The sequence below is a fragment of the Microbacterium sp. BE35 genome, assembly GCF_031457705.1.
GTDB classification, from domain to species: Bacteria; Actinomycetota; Actinomycetes; order Actinomycetales; family Microbacteriaceae; genus Microbacterium; species Microbacterium trichothecenolyticum.
This window is the reverse complement of sequence record NZ_JAVDXD010000004.1, coordinates 47,015-64,204: the sequence shown is the minus strand read 5'-3', so window position 1 is coordinate 64,204 and position 17,190 is coordinate 47,015. Positions and strand designations below refer to the sequence as shown.

The 17,190-nt window shown below is 70.0% G+C and carries 17 protein-coding genes; 4 read left to right on the top strand and 13 right to left on the bottom strand.

Annotated features, from left to right (window positions below; translation table 11 throughout):
• Window positions 1-2 precede the first annotated feature (2 nt).
• Both J2Y46_RS14100 and J2Y46_RS14095 read right to left on the bottom strand, forming a co-directional pair.
• Window positions 3-539 carry a PadR family transcriptional regulator gene (locus J2Y46_RS14100; protein WP_045302526.1) on the bottom strand — a complete coding sequence of 179 codons (537 nt, stop codon included), beginning with the start codon at window positions 537-539 and terminating at the stop codon, window positions 3-5.
• Window positions 540-626: 87 nt separating this feature from the next.
• Entirely contained in the window at window positions 627-1,916 is a 1,290-nt protein-coding gene (locus J2Y46_RS14095) for a replication-associated recombination protein A (RefSeq protein ID WP_310243560.1), read from the bottom strand.
• A gap of 249 nt (window positions 1,917-2,165) precedes the next feature.
• On the opposite strand from J2Y46_RS14095, the gene J2Y46_RS14090 reads away from it, so the two are divergent.
• From J2Y46_RS14090 to J2Y46_RS14080, 3 genes are all read left to right on the top strand, one after another.
• Window positions 2,166-2,474, top strand: coding sequence for a dioxygenase (locus J2Y46_RS14090; RefSeq protein ID WP_157005686.1), 309 nt, complete (start codon window positions 2,166-2,168; stop codon window positions 2,472-2,474).
• A 109-nt stretch (window positions 2,475-2,583) separates the two neighbouring features.
• Window positions 2,584-4,224: a DUF349 domain-containing protein gene (locus J2Y46_RS14085; RefSeq protein ID WP_310243169.1), complete on the top strand. Its 1,641-nt coding sequence runs from the start codon at window positions 2,584-2,586 to the stop codon at window positions 4,222-4,224.
• Between the two features lie 114 nt (window positions 4,225-4,338).
• A complete protein-coding gene (locus J2Y46_RS14080; protein ID WP_310243167.1) occupies window positions 4,339-4,905 on the top strand; it encodes a hypothetical protein in 567 nt (188 codons plus the stop codon).
• Here J2Y46_RS14080 and J2Y46_RS14075 read toward each other — a convergent pair.
• The 11 genes from J2Y46_RS14075 to pdxS form a co-directional block, all read right to left on the bottom strand.
• Window positions 4,875-7,124, bottom strand: coding sequence for a bifunctional (p)ppGpp synthetase/guanosine-3',5'-bis(diphosphate) 3'-pyrophosphohydrolase (locus J2Y46_RS14075; protein ID WP_045302531.1), 2,250 nt, complete (start codon window positions 7,122-7,124; stop codon window positions 4,875-4,877). The genes J2Y46_RS14080 and J2Y46_RS14075 overlap by 31 nt on opposite strands.
• A 54-nt stretch (window positions 7,125-7,178) precedes the next feature.
• Entirely contained in the window at window positions 7,179-8,171 is a 993-nt protein-coding gene (secF, locus tag J2Y46_RS14070; protein ID WP_045302533.1) for a protein translocase subunit SecF, read from the bottom strand.
• On the bottom strand, window positions 8,171-9,895 hold the full coding sequence (gene secD / locus J2Y46_RS14065) for a protein translocase subunit SecD (protein ID WP_045302535.1): 1,725 nt from the start codon (window positions 9,893-9,895) through the stop codon (window positions 8,171-8,173). Before secD ends, secF begins: the two co-directional genes overlap by 1 nt.
• Window positions 9,896-9,938: 43 nt before the next feature.
• Window positions 9,939-10,400 carry a preprotein translocase subunit YajC gene (gene yajC / locus J2Y46_RS14060; RefSeq protein WP_045302538.1) on the bottom strand — a complete coding sequence of 154 codons (462 nt, stop codon included), beginning with the start codon at window positions 10,398-10,400 and terminating at the stop codon, window positions 9,939-9,941.
• Between the two features lie 83 nt (window positions 10,401-10,483).
• Window positions 10,484-11,509 (bottom strand): Holliday junction branch migration DNA helicase RuvB, encoded by a 1,026-nt coding sequence (gene ruvB, locus J2Y46_RS14055; protein WP_045302540.1) that lies wholly within the window; start codon window positions 11,507-11,509, stop codon window positions 10,484-10,486.
• Entirely contained in the window at window positions 11,502-12,128 is a 627-nt protein-coding gene (gene ruvA, locus J2Y46_RS14050) for a Holliday junction branch migration protein RuvA (RefSeq protein ID WP_045302542.1), read from the bottom strand. The genes ruvB and ruvA overlap by 8 nt, the downstream gene beginning before the upstream one ends.
• 62 nt (window positions 12,129-12,190) lie before the next feature.
• Window positions 12,191-12,763 carry a crossover junction endodeoxyribonuclease RuvC gene (gene ruvC, locus J2Y46_RS14045; RefSeq protein ID WP_245619665.1) on the bottom strand — a complete coding sequence of 191 codons (573 nt, stop codon included), beginning with the start codon at window positions 12,761-12,763 and terminating at the stop codon, window positions 12,191-12,193.
• Between the two features lie 77 nt (window positions 12,764-12,840).
• The gene (locus J2Y46_RS14040) at window positions 12,841-13,602 is read right to left on the bottom strand and encodes a YebC/PmpR family DNA-binding transcriptional regulator (RefSeq protein ID WP_045302545.1); all 762 of its coding nucleotides are present in this window, start codon (window positions 13,600-13,602) and stop codon (window positions 12,841-12,843) included.
• Between the two features lie 73 nt (window positions 13,603-13,675).
• Window positions 13,676-13,987 (bottom strand): hypothetical protein, encoded by a 312-nt coding sequence (locus J2Y46_RS14035; RefSeq protein WP_310243157.1) that lies wholly within the window; start codon window positions 13,985-13,987, stop codon window positions 13,676-13,678.
• 249 nt (window positions 13,988-14,236) lie between these two features.
• Entirely contained in the window at window positions 14,237-14,833 is a 597-nt protein-coding gene (pdxT, locus tag J2Y46_RS14030; protein WP_310243557.1) for a pyridoxal 5'-phosphate synthase glutaminase subunit PdxT, read from the bottom strand.
• On the bottom strand, window positions 14,827-15,717 hold the full coding sequence (gene pdxS, locus J2Y46_RS14025; protein ID WP_045302551.1) for a pyridoxal 5'-phosphate synthase lyase subunit PdxS: 891 nt from the start codon (window positions 15,715-15,717) through the stop codon (window positions 14,827-14,829). Before pdxS ends, pdxT begins: the two co-directional genes overlap by 7 nt.
• A 129-nt stretch (window positions 15,718-15,846) precedes the next feature.
• Between pdxS and J2Y46_RS14020 the strand changes: the two genes are divergently transcribed.
• Window positions 15,847-17,190, top strand: a complete 1,344-nt coding sequence (locus tag J2Y46_RS14020) for an aminotransferase class I/II-fold pyridoxal phosphate-dependent enzyme (protein ID WP_310243153.1) — start codon at window positions 15,847-15,849, stop codon at window positions 17,188-17,190.

Here is a 17,190-nt window from a genome sequence, read left to right as displayed (position 1 = left end):
GTTCATGCCTGCTCCCCCACGTCGTCGATCCACTCGCGCATCACGGCATGCGAGCGCAGTCCGTACTCGAGCGTCGCGCGCTGGAACGCGAAGATCCTGCGCGACGCGTCATCGAGTCCGGCAGCCTTCGCGTCCACCTCGGTCGCCAGGGCTTCCAGTGCCTCGCGGGACCCGTCGACGTGCTCACGGATGCCGCGGAGGACGTCCGCCCGATCCTCCGGGGCCTCGAGCAGGCCGAGCAGGTAGACCCTCGCGAGGACGACGGTCTCGGCATCCGTTCCTCCGGAGATCGGCGCCCGCATCCACGCGCGCCACCGCTCGCGCCCCTCGTCGGTGATCCGGTGGACCTTGCGGCCGCGCCGGCTGCCGTCAGCCTCGGCGACCACCACGGCGCCGTCGTCCACGAGGTGCTGCAGAGCGCGCTGGATGCTGCCGGAGCTGGCGCTGTAGAAGAGCGAGATGCCGGCGGCGAACCGTTTCTGGAGGTCGTAGAGCGACAGAGGCCCGCTCAGGAGCAGGCCGAGGATGACGAACTGCACGCGACACCTCCCGGCACGGGGGACGAATATCCCTCTGAGGGATATCAATCTACCTCTGAGGGATATCGCAGGTCAACGAGGCGGCGGTCAGCCGCCGTCGAGGATGCGACGGATCTTCTCGAGACGAGCCTGGACATCGCGCTCGGCGCCGAGCGCCTTCGGCTCGTAGTAGCGCCGACCGCGCAGTTCGTCGGGCAGGTACTGCTGCGCCGCGATGCCGATCTCGGCGTCGTGCGGATACACGTAGCCCTTGCCATGGCCGAGGCGCTTCGCGCCCGGGTAGTGGGCGTCGCGCAAGTGGATCGGCACACGGCCGAAGCCGCCCGAGCGCACGTCGGCGATCGCCGCGTCGATCGCGAGGTAGGCGGCGTTCGACTTCGCAGTGGTCGCGAGATACGCCGTCGCTTCGGCGAGCGGGATGCGGCCCTCGGGCATGCCGATGAACTGCACCGCGTCGGCGGCGGCCACGGCGATCGGCAGCGCCTGGGGGTCGGCGAGCCCGATGTCCTCCGCCGCCGAGATGATGAGGCGCCGGGCGATGAACCGCGGATCCTCCCCCGCCTCGATCATGCGGGCGAGGTAGTGGATCGCGGCGTCCACGTCCGATCCGCGGATCGACTTGATGAATGCGCTGATGACGTCGTAGTGCTCGTCGCCCTGGCGGTCGTAGCGCAGGAGCGCGCGATCCACCGCCTGCGCGACGTTGTCGGCCGAGATCTCGGGTGCGGCGGCCTCGTCCTGGTCGTCCTCATCGGGGACGGCGAGGGAAGCTGCGGCCTCGAGTGCTGTGAGAGCCCGCCGTGCGTCGCCGGAGGCGAGCCGCACGAGCGCGGCGCGCGCTTCGTCGCCGAGCACGACCGCACCGGACAGCCCGCGGGCATCGGCCACCGCGCGGTCGAGGAGCATGCCGAGGTCCTCGTCGGTGAGCGGCTTGAGCGTCAGCAGCAGTGACCGTGACAGGAGAGGCGAGATCACTGAGAACGACGGGTTCTCGGTCGTCGCCGCGATGAGCACCACCCAGCCGTTCTCGACGCCGGGCAGAAGGGCGTCCTGCTGCGCCTTGGTGAAGCGGTGGATCTCGTCGAGGAAGAGGATCGTGGACTGGCCGTACAGATCGCGCTGGGTCAATGCCTCCTGCATCACCTCGCGCACGTCGCGCACGCCGGCCGTCACCGCCGAGAGCTCGACGAACCGGCGTCCCGAGGAACGGGCGATCGCCTGTGCCAGCGTCGTCTTCCCCGTGCCTGGCGGGCCCCACAGGATGACCGACGTCGCCGCGCGGGCCGCGGCATCCGGGTTCGCGAGGGTCACCAGCGGGGACCCCGCCCGCAGGAGATGCGCCTGGCCCGCGACCTCTTCCAGCGAGGTCGGGCGCATACGCACCGCGAGAGGCGTCAGTCCCTGGAAGAGCGCAGTCGGTGAGCCCACGCCCACGGAGGCTCCGCGTGACCCGCCGGCGGCGCGCGGAGAAGAGGTGGGGACGGTCACCTCACCAGGCTATCCCGCGCTCACGACACGGGATCTGCCAGGTTTGGCCGCCGCGGTGCGGGCCCGTAGGATCAACCCGCCCGGGCGCTGCCTGGCACGAGGCGCATGCGCCCGACACGAACGGAACGAGGAGGTCACGTGGCGACCGGTGGCAAGGACCGTGACGCACGGGCTGCGCGGGAGCGCACGCGGCTGTACGAGGCGCGACGTCGGTTCCACGACGATCAGGCGCGCCGTCGCACGCGCGACAACCTGATCGCGGGCATCGTCGGCGGCGTGCTCGTGCTCGGCCTGATCGGCGCCCAGACGCTGTACTTCGTCGCCGGACCCGGCGCCCCCGAACCATCGCCCTCGTCGACGCCGACGCCGACCGCGACGACGCCGGAACCGACCCCGTCGGTGACGGCGACGCCGGAACCGACCGCGACGCCGACGCCCACGCCCTGACATCTCGGGTCGCGCGCCGCAACCGCACCTCAGGCCGGGCATCCGCCGTACTAGGCTGTGAGCCGTCCTACTCCCTACAGACGGCGCGAGCCGCGATGAGGTGCAACCCGTGACTGCCGCAGCAGACTTCCAGCCCGAGACCGACGCCCCCGAGACCACCGGGGCCGACGAAGACCAGACCCCGGCCGTCGATGACGATGCCGCCACCGCGACGGATGTCACGGCTGACGCGGATGCCGCGGTCACCCAGGAATCCGATTCCGTCGACGAAGCTCCGGCCGGCGACGCTCCGGACGGCGACGCTCCGGACGGCGACGCCGCCGAGACCGAGCAGCCGTCGGACGACACCCCGGCGGAAGAGTCCGCTTCTGCGGACGTCGAGATCGTCGAGGTCGACGTGGTGGAGGTCGTCGAAGACGGCGAGGTCGTCGCGGTCGAGGTGATCGAGGTGGCTGAGGTCGTCGAGGACGGCGAGGTCGTCGCCGTCGAGGTCGCGGACGTCGCCGTCGAGGCCGCGCCCTCCGCCGACGAGCCGTGGGGCCGCGTCGACGAGGACGGCACCGTCTCGGTCCGCGAGGCCGACGGCTGGCGGGTCGTCGGGCAGTACCCCGACGGGTCGGCCGAAGAGGCGCTGGCCTACTTCGAGCGCAAGTACACAGACCTCGCGAGCGAGGTGACGCTCCTGGAGGTGCGCCACCGCCGCGGCGGCGCCTCCGCCTCCGACCTGCGCTCGACCGCGCGCACGATCAACGGCAAGCTCGACGGGGCCGCCGCCGTCGGCGATCTCGCGAGCCTCGTCGCCCGCGTCGCCGCCCTGACCGAGACGCTCGCGGCCGAGTCCGCGACGGAGGCCGTCGCGGCACGCGAAGCCGTCGACGACGCCGTCAAGGCGCGCACCGAGCTGGTCGAGAAGGCCGAGGCCCTTGCCGCCCGCGACCCGCGCACTGTGCAGTGGAAGCAGGCCACGGGCGAGCTCAACTCCCTCTTCGACCAGTGGCAGTCGCAGCAGCAGAACGGCCCGCGTCTGCCGAAGTCGACGGCGCAGCAGCTCTGGAAGCGTTTCCGGGATGCGCGCGCCACGGTCGACAAGCACCGCCGTGCGTTCTACGCCGAGCTGGATGAGGCGCACAAGGGCGTCCGCGACCGAAAGACGCGCCTCGTCGAGAAGGCGGAGTCCCTCGCGCCCAAGGGCGAGGACGGGATCCCCGCCTACCGTGAGCTCCTCGACCAGTGGAAGACCGCGGGTCGCGCCGGCAAGAAGGTCGACGACGCCCTGTGGGCCCGTTTCAAGGCCGCGGGCGACGCGCTGTACGGCGCTCGCATCGAGCGCGAGGCGGCGGACGCCGAAGCCTCCCGCGAGAAGATCGACCTCAAGCGTGCCCTGCTCGACGAGGCGAAGGCGGTCGGCGACGAACGCGACATCGCGAAGGCCCGCTCGATGCTCACCGGGATCCAGCGACGGTGGGACGAGATCGGCCGCATCTTCCCGCGCGACACCGAGCGTTCGCTCGATGATGAGCTGCGTCGCGTCGAGAACGCGCTCCGCACCCGCGAGGACGCCGACTGGAAGCGCAACGACCCGGAGCAGAAGGCCCGCGCCAACGACATGACGCGCCAGCTCACCGACGCGATCCAGAAGCTCGAGGACGAGCTCGAGGCCGCCAAGAAGTCGGGCGACAAGAAGGCGATCGCCAACGCGACCGACGCGCTCGAGGCCCGTCGCACGTGGCTCAAGGCGCTCGGCGGCTGATCAGCCCCGCCTGAGCCGAATCGAACCCGGTCGTCGCGTGAGCGGCGGCCGGGTTCTCCACAATCGGCCGGCCGCGGCATCCGTGGATCATCCGCGGTGCGGCAGACTGCCTCCGTGCGATCGCCCTTCCTCTACTTCGCCGACGAGCGGCTCTCGCGCGCCGAGCTGACGGCTGCGTGCCTCGACGGCGACCTCGTCGCGCTCGGCGACGCGTACATCCCCGCCGACGCCGTCGAGACGGCGGCGCTGCGTGCGGGCTCGCTCGCCGAGACCCTGGGCGACACGCTCGCGGCCACCCACCTGTCGGCGGCCTGGGTGCACGGCGGCCTGCCGCTGCCGCCGTCGCGCCACACCCTCCAGCGTGCGGTGCCGCGCCGCCTGCACGTGCGCCCGGACCGCCGAGTGGTCTACCGCGATCTGCAGGTCCCCGGAGAGGACCTCCAACTGATCGGCGGCGTGCGCGTCACGACGCCGGAGCGCACTCTCGCCGACCTCGCGCGCGTGGGCGACGACGAGCACACCGAAGCCGCCCGACTTCTCGCGGAGATCGATACGGATGCCGCATACCAGGCGATCGCACGCCTGGAGGCGGGCGCGCTCCCCCACAAGCGCGCGGCGCTCGCGTGCCTCCGGGCGATCGTCGCCGAAGGTCAGGACGACGTGACGCGGTACACGTCGTAGACCGCGTCGATCCGGCGCACGGCGTTGAGCACGCGGTCGAGGTGGACGATGTCGCCCATCTCGAAGACGAAGCGGCTCAGAGCCAGCCGGTCGTTGGACGTCGAGACCGTCGCGGACAGGATGTTGACGTGGTGTTCGCTGAGCACGCGCGTGACGTCGCTCAGAAGCCCCGAGCGGTCGAGCGCCTCGACCTGGATCTGCACCAGGAAGACGCTCTTCGTCGTGGGGGCCCACTCGACCTCGATGAGGCGCTCCGGGTCCTCCATGAGCGACTTGACATTGGTGCAGTCGGCGCGGTGCACCGAGACGCCGCTGCCGCGCGTGACGAACCCGACGATCTGATCACCCGGCACCGGGGTGCAGCACTTCGCGAGCTTGACGAGGATGTCGGGTGCGCCGCGCACCAGGATGCCGGAATCGCCGTTGCGGGGAGCGCGGGCTCTGCCGACGACGGGCAGGTCGATCGGACCGGTGGTGGTGTCGTTCGCCGCGACGAGCGCCGTGACCTTCTCGAGGACCGACTGCGTCGAGACGTGTCCTTCGCCGACCGCGGCGTACAGCGCGGAGACGTCCTCGTAGCGCAGCTGATGGGCGACCTCGGTGAACGAGTCCTGGCTCATCAGCCGCTGCAGAGGCAGGTTCTGCCGCCGCATCGCGCGGGCGATCGACTCCTTGCCCTGCTCGATCGCCTCCTCGCGGCGTTCCTTCGTGAACCAGCCGCGGATCTTGTTGCGGGCGCGAGTGCTGCGCACGAATCCGAGCCAGTCCTGGCTGGGGCCGGCGTCGGGGTTCTTCGACGTGAACACCTCGACGACGTCGCCGCTCTTGAGCTCGGATTCGAGCGGCACGAGGCGGCCGTTGACCTTCGCCCCCATCGTGCGGTGGCCGACCTCGGTGTGCACCGCGTACGCGAAGTCGACGGGCGTCGCGCCGGAGGGCAGGCCGATGACGCGCCCCTTCGGCGTGAAGACGTAGACCTCTTTGGCGCCGATCTCGAAGCGGAGCGAATCGAGGAACTCACCGGGATCCGCGGTCTCGGCCTGCCAGTCGGAGATGTGGGCCAGCCAGGCCATATCGGTGTCGACCGACTTGGAGTCCGGCTTGCCGCCGTTCATCTGCTCTTTGTACTTCCAGTGCGCGGCCACGCCGTACTCCGCCTGCTGGTGCATCTCGTGCGTGCGGATCTGGATCTCGACGGTGCGGCCGCCGGGGCCGATCACGGTCGTATGCAGCGACTGGTAGAGGTTGAATTTCGGGGTCGCGATGTAATCCTTGAAGCGCCCGGGCAGCGGGGTCCATCTTGCGTGGATCGCACCGAGGACGGCGTAGCAGTCGCGGACGCTCCCGACCAGCACGCGGATGCCGATGAGGTCGTAGATGTCATCGAACTCGCGGCCGCGGACGACCATCTTCTGGTAGACGGAGTACAGCTGCTTGGGGCGGCCCATGACACGGCCGCGGATGCGGAGCTCCCGCAGGTCGCTGTCGACGGCGTCGATGACGTTCTGCACGTACTGCTCGCGCTGGGGAGTGCGCTGTTTCACGAGGCTTTCGATCTCGGCGTACAGCTTCGGGTGCAGAACCGCGAACGACAGGTCCTCGAGTTCGGACTTGATCGCCTGGATGCCGAGCCGGTGCGCGAGCGGCGCGTAGATCTCGAGCGTCTCGGTGGCCTTCTTGCGCGACTTCTCGGGCGGGACGAAACCCCATGTGCGTGCGTTGTGCAGTCGGTCTGCGAGCTTGATCAGCAGTACCCGGATGTCGCGGGACATCGCGACGATCATCTTGCGGACCGTCTCGGCCTGCGCGCTCTCGCCGTACTTGACCTTGTCGAGCTTCGTCACGCCGTCCACGAGCATGGCGACTTCGTCGCCGAACTCGCTCGTGAGCATCTCCAGCGAGTACTCGGTGTCCTCGACGGTGTCGTGCAGGAGCGCCGCCGCGATCGCACGCGGCCCGAGACCCAGATCCGCCAGGATCTGTGCCACTGCGAGCGGGTGCGTGATGTACGGCTCGCCGCTCTGGCGGAGCTGACCCGTGTGTGCGGTCTCGGCCACCGAGTAGGCGCGCTCGACGATCGACAGGTCGCCCTTGGGGTGGTGCGTGCGCACCGTCCGCAGGAGCTGCTCGACGTCGTCGCGGCGGGCTGACCTCGAGAAGATCCGGGGGACGAGTCGCCGCAGCGAGGAGGATTGGGCGGGGGGGACGGTCTCGGTCACTCGATCCCCTCCCCTCCGCCGGACCTCACAATCCTACGCCCGCGCGGCGGACCCTCAGGCCGGGGTGCCCGCCAGCTCGCGGGCCGCCACGACACGCGCGTCGCGGGCCTTGATGGCCGGCTCGTTCTCGCGCAGGAGCGAGTACAGCGGCGCCGCGACGAAGATCGTCGAATAGGCGGCCACGATCGTTCCCACGAAGATCGACAGCGACAGGTCGGTGAGCGTCTGCGCGCCTGCCCAGATGACGCCGATGAACAGGATGGCGCCGGTCGGGAGGATCGCCACGACGGTCGTGTTGATCGAGCGCACGAGAGTCTGATTCACCGCGAGGTTGACCGACTCGCCGAACGTGCGCCCGGACACCTCGCCGTCCTCGCTCGTGTTCTCCCTGATCTTGTCGAAGACGACGGTGGTGTCGTACAGCGCGTAGGAGAGGATCGTCAGGAATCCGATCACGGCGGCGGGCGAGATCTCGAAGCCGAACAGCGCGTAGACGCCGATCGTGATGATGAGGACGTCCACGAGGCCGATGATCGCGGAGAGCGACATCTTCCACGTCCGGAAGTACAGCGCCAGGATGATCGCTGTCAGTGCGAGGAAGATCGCGAGACCCCACAGCGACTGGCGCGTGACGTCGGCTCCCCAGCTGGGGCCGATGAAGGCGTAGCTGACTTCGCTCTCGGGCACGTTGTACGTCTCGGCGAGGGCCGCAGAGATCTCGCGGCTCTGGGCATCCGTCACCTGGTCGGTCTGCACGCGCACCGCGTCGTCGCCGATCGTGACGACCTTCGTGGTCGCGTCCGGGACGACCGAGTGGACGGCGTCGGTGGCGAGCGACTGGTCGATGGGTGCCGCGACGCCGCTCACCGTGAACTGCGATCCGCCCGTGAACTCGATCGAGAACTGGATGGGGCGCAGCAGCGGCACCAGGGCCGAGCCGAGGACCAGGATCGCCGCGATGAGGAACCACAGGCGGCGGCGGCCGACGAAGGGGAACGACGTCTTGCCGGTGTAGAGGTCGTTGCCGAACTGGCTCATGGAGCGCATCAGTCGTCTCCCTCCTTGACGTTCGAGCCGGGTTTCGCGCTGTCGGCGGCGGCCAGCTCGGCCTGTTTGCGCTCGGCGATGGTCTGGCGACGTGCGGCTTCACCGCGGGACTTGGCGTTGCGACGGCCGGCGGCGCCGGTGGCCAGCACCGGCTCGCGGAACTGCGCGCGGCCGCGATAGACGGCGCCGAGCGCGGTCGGGTCGAGTCCGGACAGCGGATGCCCCGACCCGAAGAAACGGGTGCGGGCCAGCAGCTGCAGCACCGGGTGGGTGAACAGGATGAAGATCAGGACGTCGATCGCGGTCGTGAGACCGAGGGTGAAGGCGAAGCCCTTCACCGTGGAGTCCGCGAGGATGTACAGCACCACGGCGGCGAGGATGTTGATCGACTTCGAGATGTAGATCGTGCGCTTCGCGCGGCCCCAGCCGTCCTCGACGGCACCCGTGATCGACTTGCCGTCGCGCAGCTCGTCGCGGATGCGTTCGAAGTAGACGATGAACGAGTCCGCTGTGAAGCCGATCGTCACGATCAGACCCGCGACACCGGCGAGCGAGAGGCGGAAGCCCATCCGCCACGCGAGGATGCACAGCGTGACGTAGGTGAGCACCGCCATCACCGCGAGCGAGGCGATGATGATGAAGCCCAGCGCGCGATAGACGATGAGCGAGTAGATCGCCACGAGCAGCAGACCGATCAGACCCGCGATGAGGCCGATCTGCAGCTGCTGCGAGCCGAGCGTCGCGGAGATCGAGTTCGAGCTCTCGACCGTGAAGCTGAGCGGCAGGGCGCCGTACTTCAGCTGGTCGGCCAGCACCTTCGCGGTCTCCTGCGTGAAGCTGCCCGTGATGCTCGGCTTGCCGTCGAGGATCACGCCGTTCATCGACGGAGCCGACAGGACATAGCCGTCGAGCACGAACGCGAACTGGTTCAGCGGAGCCTTTGCGCCGTAGAGGCGCTGGCTGATCTCGCCGAAGGTCTGGGTGCCCTCGGCGTCGAACGAGAGGTTGACCGCCCACAGGCCGTTGTTCTGCTGCAGGCCGAAGGTGGCGTCGTCGATCGACGAGCCGTCGAGCTCGACCGGGCCGAGGATGTACTTGACCGTGCCGTCGGCGTCACAGGTGATGAGCGGCTCGTCGGCCGGCGCATTCGCGGGATCGTTCGCGGGATCGGCGCAGTCGTATGCCTGGAACTCCGCCTGGAGGGCGGGCGTGATCCATGCCAGGTCGCTGCCGTTCGTCGGCGAGGTGGTCGGCGTCGCCTGCAGCGACGGGTCGGGCGTCGGGTAGGGCGTCTCCTTCCCGTCATCACCCACGAACGTGTTCGCCGGCGCGCCCGTGTACAGCACCGCGCGCAGCTGCAGCTGCGCCGATGCCTCGATGCGGTTGCGGGTCTCCTCGTCGGCCTGCCCGGGGATCTGCACGACGATCTGGTTGCCACCCTGGGTGGTGACATCGGCCTCGCCGACACCCGAGGCGTCGACGCGCTGGCGGATGATCGTGACCGCCTGCTGCATCTGCTCTTCGGACGGAGCAGCGCCGTCCTCGGTCTGCGCCTCGAGGACGATCTGCGTGCCGCCCTGGAGGTCGAGCGCGAGCGCGGGCGTCCAGGAGCTCTGTCCGAACACGTACACGCCGAGCGCGTTGATGCCGAACAGGAGCGCCGTGATCGCGAGGAGTCCGGTCAGTGCGCGCCATGCATGCCGGACGGGGGTGGATGTCGCCACGTCTTTGCTTTCTTGAGAGCCCGAACGGGCGAACGGAGGGGCGTCAGCCCTGCGACTTGGTGCCGGTCTCGGCGTCGGGGTCGGTCTTCTCCTTGCCCGCCGCCGAGCTCTGGTCGTCGCTGATCGAGGTGATGTCGCCGTTGGCGACGCCCTCGGCGTACTCGGCGTGGCTCTCCTCGGCGGCGAGGTACTCGTCCTCGGTGACCGCGTGCTCGCCCGGGTTGACGACCCGGAGGATCGCCTGGCTGTGCACCTTGATCTCGACACCGGGGGCGAGTTCGACGATCGCCGGCTGGTCGAGGTTGTCGGCGTCGTACGAGACGATCGTGCCGTAGAGGCCGCCCTGCAGCAGGACCTCGGAGCCGGGGACCGTCTGACGGGCCTTCTCCTCCTGCTCGGCCTTCTGCTTCTGCATGCGGCGACGGGAGCTCCAGAACATGAAGACGAGGAGCACGACCAGCAGGATGATGAGGCCGTAGTTGCTCAGGAAGGAAGCGAAGTCCATGGAGCTGGAAGCACCTTTCGGGTCAGGCAGGCGCCAGGGCGGCGCTGCCTTGCAGGGAGGAGTTGGGTGTAAACCTCCAGCGATTATAGGTCATCGAATCCGAGCACCGAGTCGGCCGCCGGCACACCCAGGTGTGCGTAGGCCTCGGGCATCGCGATGCGTCCGCGCGGGGTGCGCCCCATGAAGCCGATGCGCACGAGGTAGGGCTCGACAACCGACTCGATGGTGTCGGGCTCCTCGCCGACCGCTACGGCGAGCGTGCTGAGGCCCACCGGGCCCCCGCGGAACCGGCGCACCAGGGCATCGAGCACGGCGCGGTCGAGCCGGTCGAGTCCGATCCGGTCGACATCGTAGAGGTCGAGCGCCGCATCGACGGCCGCGATGTCGGCGCCCGTGCGCCCGTGGACGACGAGGTAGTCGCGCACGCGCCGCAGGAGGCGGTTCGCGATGCGGGGCGTGCCGCGTGAGCGTCGTGCGATCTCGGCGCGGGCGGCGGGGGGCACGGAGACCCCGAGCATGACCGCGGAGCGCTCGATGACCCGCTCGAGCTCTTCGGGCTCGTAGTACTCGAGGTGCGCGGTGAACCCGAAGCGGTCGCGCAGCGGGTTGGGCAGCAGGCCCGACCGCGTCGTCGCGCCGACGAGGGTGAACGGCGACAGGTCGAGCGGAATGCTCGTGGCGCCCGCACCCTTGCCCACCATGATGTCGATGCGGAAGTCCTCCATCGCGAGGTACAGCATCTCTTCGGCGGAGCGCGCCATGCGGTGCACCTCGTCGATGAAGAGAACCTCGCCGGGCGTGAGGCTGGACAGCAGTGCAGCGAGGTCGCCGGCGTGCTGGATCGCGGGGCCGCTGGACAGCCGCAGCGGGCGCCCGCTCTCGTACGCGACGATCATCGCGAGCGTGGTCTTGCCGAGCCCGGGGGGCCCGGAGAGCAGGATGTGATCGGCAGGTCGCTGCTGGATGCGGGCCGCATCGAGCAGCAGCTGCATCTGGCCGCGCACCTTCTGCTGGCCGACGAACTCGGCCAGCGACATCGGGCGCAGCGCGCCCTCGATCGCGAGCTCGGACTCGTCGACCGGCTCTTCGGCTTCGCGCACGTCAGCCACTCACCGTCTCCTTCCGGGCGGGACCCAGCGTCGTGAGCGTGCGGCGCAGCAGTGCCGGCACCGACGATCGATCCGACTCGGGCGCGTCGGCGGCGACGTTCTCGACGGCTTCGATGGCCACGCGCTCGGACCAGCCCAGACCGATGAGGGCCTGCACGACCTGCGCCGGGATGGCGGCGGAGCCCGCGGCATCCGTCCCTGCGGACCCCGCGGGGCGGGTCACCGCGATCTTGCCGGCCAGCTGCAGCACGATGAGCTTCGCCGTCTTCGGGCCGATGCCCGAGACGCGGCGGAACGGGGCATCGTCGTCGGCGGACACCGCGTCGGCGATCTGCGGGACCGTGAGCGTCGCCAGCACGCCCAGTGCCGACTTCGGGCCCACGCCCGTGACGCCGAGCAGCTGGCCGAAGACGACGAGCTCTTCGCGGGACTCGAAGCCGAACAGCGACAGCGCGTCTTCGCGGACGATGAGCGAGGTGTGGAGTGTGACGGTGTCACCCAGGTGCGTGGTGCGCGCGACTTGCGGGGTCACGGCGACGTGGAGGCCGACTCCTCCGACCTCGACGACGACCGCATCCGCATCGACGTGCACGGCGGTGCCGCGGAGTGAGGAGATCATGCGTCGAGCCTACGGGGCGGTTCGGACGTTTGTTCGAGCGACACGCACGGCGACGCGCAGGATCACCGTCGGGCGAGGCGCTCCGCGTCCGCCCAGGCGCGCTGTGCGGGGGTGAGCGGACCGGATGCCGCCGCCTGCGCCGGCGCGCCGCGCCAGGCGTGGCAGAGGGCGAGCGCGAGGGCATCCGCGGCGTCGGCGGGCTTGGGCAGCTCCTCCAGCCGCAGGACGCGCGCCACCATGGTCTGGACCTGGCGTTTGTCGGCGTTGCCGTAACCCGTGATGGCGGCCTTCACCTCGGACGGGGTGTGCGTGGCCGCGGCGAGGCCCCGCTCTCCTGCGACGAGCAGCGCGATGCCGCTGGCCTGGGCGGTCCCCATCACCGTCGCGCGGTTGTGCTGGGCGAACACCCGCTCCACCGCGACGACATCCGGCTCGTGCGCGTCCACGACGGCCCGCAGGCCCCGCGCGATGATCGCGAGCCGCTCCTCGATCGGAGCGTCGGGATCGGACCTCACGACGCCGACGTGGACCAGGACGGCGGAACGGTCGGGGGCGACGTCGACGACGCCGACACCGCAGCGCGTCAGGCCCGGATCGATTCCGAGCACGCGCAGTCGACCGCGGGAGGATGCCACTCCCCCACGCTAGGCGAGGAAGACGGATGTTGCGGCCAGGCGCGCCCGGCCGCAGCATCCGCTCGTTCTGCGAGGAATCAGTCCTCGTCGTTCTCGAGCTCGGCCTGCACCTCGGCGGTGAGGTCGAAGTTGCTGTAGACGTTCTGGACGTCGTCGCTGTCCTCGAGGGCGTCGATCAGGCGGAAGACCTTGCGCGCGGTGTCGGCGTCGACCTCGACCTTGAGGTTCGGCACGAACTCGACGTCGGCCGACTCGTACTCGATGCCCGCGTCCTGCAGGGCGGAACGTACGGTCACGAGGTCGGTGGCCTCGGTGATGACCTCGAAGCCCTGCGCGTGCGGCTCGACCTCTTCGGCACCGGCCTCGAGCACGGCGAGCATGACGTCGTCCTCGCTGGTGCCCTCGCCGCCCACGACGATGACCCCCTTGCGGGTGAAGTTGTACGCGACGCTGCCGGGGTCGGCCAGCGTGCCGCCGTTGCGGGTGAGTGCGGTGCGCACCTCGGCCGCGGCGCGGTTCTTGTTGTCGGTCAGACACTCGATCATGAGGGCGACGCCGTTGGGGCCGTACCCCTCATACATGATCGACGAGTACTCGACAGACTCGCCGCCGATCCCGGCGCCGCGCTTGATCGCGCGGTCGATGTTGTCCTTCGGGACCGACGTCTTCTTCGCCTTGAGCACGGCGTCGAACAGGGTCGGGTTGCCCTGAAGGTCGGGTCCGCCGAGCTTGGCCGCAACCTCGATGTTCTTGATGAGCTTCGCCCACGACTTGGCACGGCGACTGTCGATGACCGCCTTCTTGTGCTTGGTCGTGGCCCACTTGGAATGCCCGGACATGGTCCTCCTGAATTCACGCTCGTCGGGTGCGGGCGTGTGAACGCCTCGCCCGACGGACTAGTTTATCCCCGCTCTAAAGGGCGAACTCGAAGCCGAACCGCGACGACAGGAGCGCGACGAGGTCGCGCGGGACCTTCGTGAGGTACGCCGGGGCGGGGGCGAGCGTCCCGGCCGAGCCGATGAAGGGGAAGTAGACGGGGCCTTCGGTGAGCCCCTCCACCCGGTTGCGCACCGTGACGATCTCGTTGCCGACGCGGCGGAGGCTCGGCAGGGTGATCGGCGAGGCGAGACGCAGGGTGTCGCTGATGGGCATGCGCCAGTGCGGCAGGTCGTCGCCGTGGCGATCGCGGGTCTCCTCCCCCAGCGGGCCGAGCACGCGACCCATGCGGCGATGCCGGGCACCGGCAGCGTGCGGTCCCAGACGAACAGGGTGTCGCCGGGCTCGGTGAAGCCGACGAGCTCGTGCGACCACTCGAACCGGCGATCATCCGCGGCCTTCGGCGCCGAAAGGGCATCGCCGACGAGGCCGCGGGAGGGGGCGATCATCCAGTAGCGCTCCTCGGGGTGCTCGCGCCACCAGTCGTTGATCGTCATGATTGCGAATCTACTCCGACGCGTAGCGTGCGCCCCGTGATCAGGCCCGCTCGCGGACCATGTCGAGGAAGAGCGCGTGGAAGCGGTGCTCCCCCATCACCTCGGGGTGGAACGAGGTTCCGAGGAGCGAGCCCTGCCGCACCGCGACGACGCGCCCGTCGTCGAGGGCGGCGAGGCGCTCCACACGCTCGCCCGCCTGCTCGACGAGCGGCGCGCGGATGAACACGGCGTGGACGGGCGGCTCACCCAGAGCCGGAATGTCGAGGTCCACCTCGAAGGAGTCGACCTGGCTGCCGAAAGCATTGCGGCGCACCGTGACGTCGAGACCGCCGAACGTCTGCTGGCCCTCGATGCCGTCGGTGATGCGGTCGGCGAGGAGGATGAGGCCGGCGCACGTCCCGTACACCGGCATCCCCGCGGCGATCGCCTCGCGCACGGGCTCGCGCATGCCGAACGCGCGGGAGAGCTTGTCGATGACACTCGACTCGCCGCCCGGGAGCACGAGCCCGTCCACTCCGGCGAGCTCCTCGGGGCGGCGGACCTTCCTCACCTGGGCGCCGAGGTCCGTGAGCACGCGCACGTGCTCACGGACGTCGCCTTGCAGTGCGAGGACGCCGACGCGGGGCGTCGTCACCAGCCGCGCTCGGCGAGCCGGTGCGGCGCGGGAAGGTCGGCGACGTTGATGCCGACCATGGCCTCGCCGAGCCCGCGCGACACGTCCGCGATCACCTTGGGGTCGTCGTAGAACGTGGTGGCCTTCACGATGGCCGCGGCGCGCTCGGCAGGGTTGCCCGACTTGAAGATGCCCGAGCCGACGAACACGCCGTCGGCGCCCATCTGCATCATCATCGCGGCGTCGGCGGGAGTGGCGACACCCCCGGCGACGAAGAGCACGACCGGGAGCTTGCCGGTCTCCGCGATCTCGGCGACGAGGTCGTACGGGGCCTGCAGCTCCTTCGCTGCGACGTACAGCTCGTCCTTGGTCATCGAGCGCAGCACGTTGATCTCGCTCGTGATCTTGCGGATGTGCTTGGTGGCCTCCGACACGTCGCCGGTGCCCGCCTCGCCCTTGGAGCGGATCATCGCGGCGCCCTCGTTGATGCGGCGGAGCGCCTCGCCCAGGTTGGTGGCGCCGCAGACGAACGGCACGGTGAAGTTCCACTTGTCGATGTGGTTCACGTAGTCGGCGGGCGAGAGCACCTCGGACTCGTCGATGTAGTCGACGCCGAGCTCCTGCAGCACCTGCGCCTCGACGAAGTGACCGATGCGGGCCTTGGCCATCACCGGGATCGAGACGGCCTCGATGATGCCGTCGATCATGTCGGGGTCGCTCATGCGCGAGACGCCGCCCTGCGCACGGATGTCGGCGGGCACGCGCTCGAGGGCCATGACCGCCACGGCCCCGGCGTCCTCGGCGATCTTCGCCTGGTCTGGGGTGACGACGTCCATGATGACGCCGCCCTTGAGCATCTCGGCGAGGCCGCGCTTGACGCGGTCGGTTCCCGTGTCGGCAGTGGTCACGAGGTTTCCCTTCGATCGGAGCGCGGGACGCGCAACGGGTGAGGACAATGCGGGTATTGGCCTAGGCCAAAAGATAGCATGAGCTGGGCCGTACACTCGGCGGGGCGGGACGTCACCGGAAGGGCGGGTATGGATCTCGACATCAGCGGGCGATCCGCCTCCGAGATCGCCGACAGCCTGCGGGCGCGGATCGAGCGCGGCGATCTGCTTCCGGGCGACATCTTGCCGCCCGTGCGCTCACTGGCCGACGAGCTCGGGGTGAACCGCAACACAGTGGTCGCCGCGTATCGCCAGCTCACCCAGACGGGCGTGATCGTCACGCGAGGCCGCGGCGGCACGCGCGTGGCCGATCCCTCCCCCGTCGCCCAGGAGGGCTTCGCTGCGGGGAGCGTGCTGCGCGACGTCGGGACCGGCAATCCCGATCCCGAGCTGATCCCCGACCTCTCCGGCGCGCTCGCGGCGATGGCGGGACGGCCGGTCCTCTACGGCGAGCCGGTCATCGATCCCGGTCTGGAGCGCTGGGCGCTGGATTGGATGCGCGACGGTCTCGCCCCGGCCGCCGACATGCGCCTCACGATCACGAGCGGCGCCGCAGACGCCGTCGAGCGGCTGCTCGCACAGGCGCTCACGCGGGACGATGCCGTCGCACTCGAGGATCCGTGCTTCCTCACCAGCATCCACACCGTGCGGATCGGCGGATACCGCCCCGTCCCCGTGCCCGTCGACGATGAGGGCATGACGGTCGCGGGACTGCGTGCGGCGCTGGAGCAGGGGGTGCGGGCGGTCGTCCACACGCCCCGCGCGCAGAATCCGACGGGCGCCAGTCTCTCCGCACGACGCGCCGAAGCGCTGCGGGCCGTGCTCCGCGACCACCCCTATGTCCTCGTCATCGAGGACGACCACTTCTCGCTCCTCTCGCGGCAGCCGTTCCACTCGCTGATCGCGGCCGGCCACCGTCGGTGGGCGCTCGTGCGATCGGTGTCGAAGTTCCTCGGACCCGACATGTGCCTGGCGGTGACCGCCTCGGACCCCGAGACCGCCGAACGACTCGCGATGCGCCTCACCCCCGGCACGACGTGGGTGAGCCACCTGCTGCAGCGCCTCACGCTCGCATTGGTGACGGATGCCGCGACCATGGCCGCGATCGAGTCCGCGGGTGCGCACTACGCCGCGCGCAACGCCGCATTCGTCGAGCGGCTCACGACCGAGGGCGTGCCGGTGGGCGCCGCCGACGGGCTGAACCTGTGGATCCCTCTGCCCGTGCCCGCCCGTGCGGTGTCGGAGCAGCTGATGCGGCGCGGCTGGCTGGCGCGCGCCGGCGACGACTTCGCACTCGGGGAGGACGGGCCGTCCCATCGCCTCCGTCTCACCGTCCACGATCTCGACGACGCCGATGCCGAACGGCTCGCCGTCGACGTCGCCGCCGCCGTGCGCGCCGCCGGTGGCCGGCTCGTCGCACGCGAAGTGGCATGA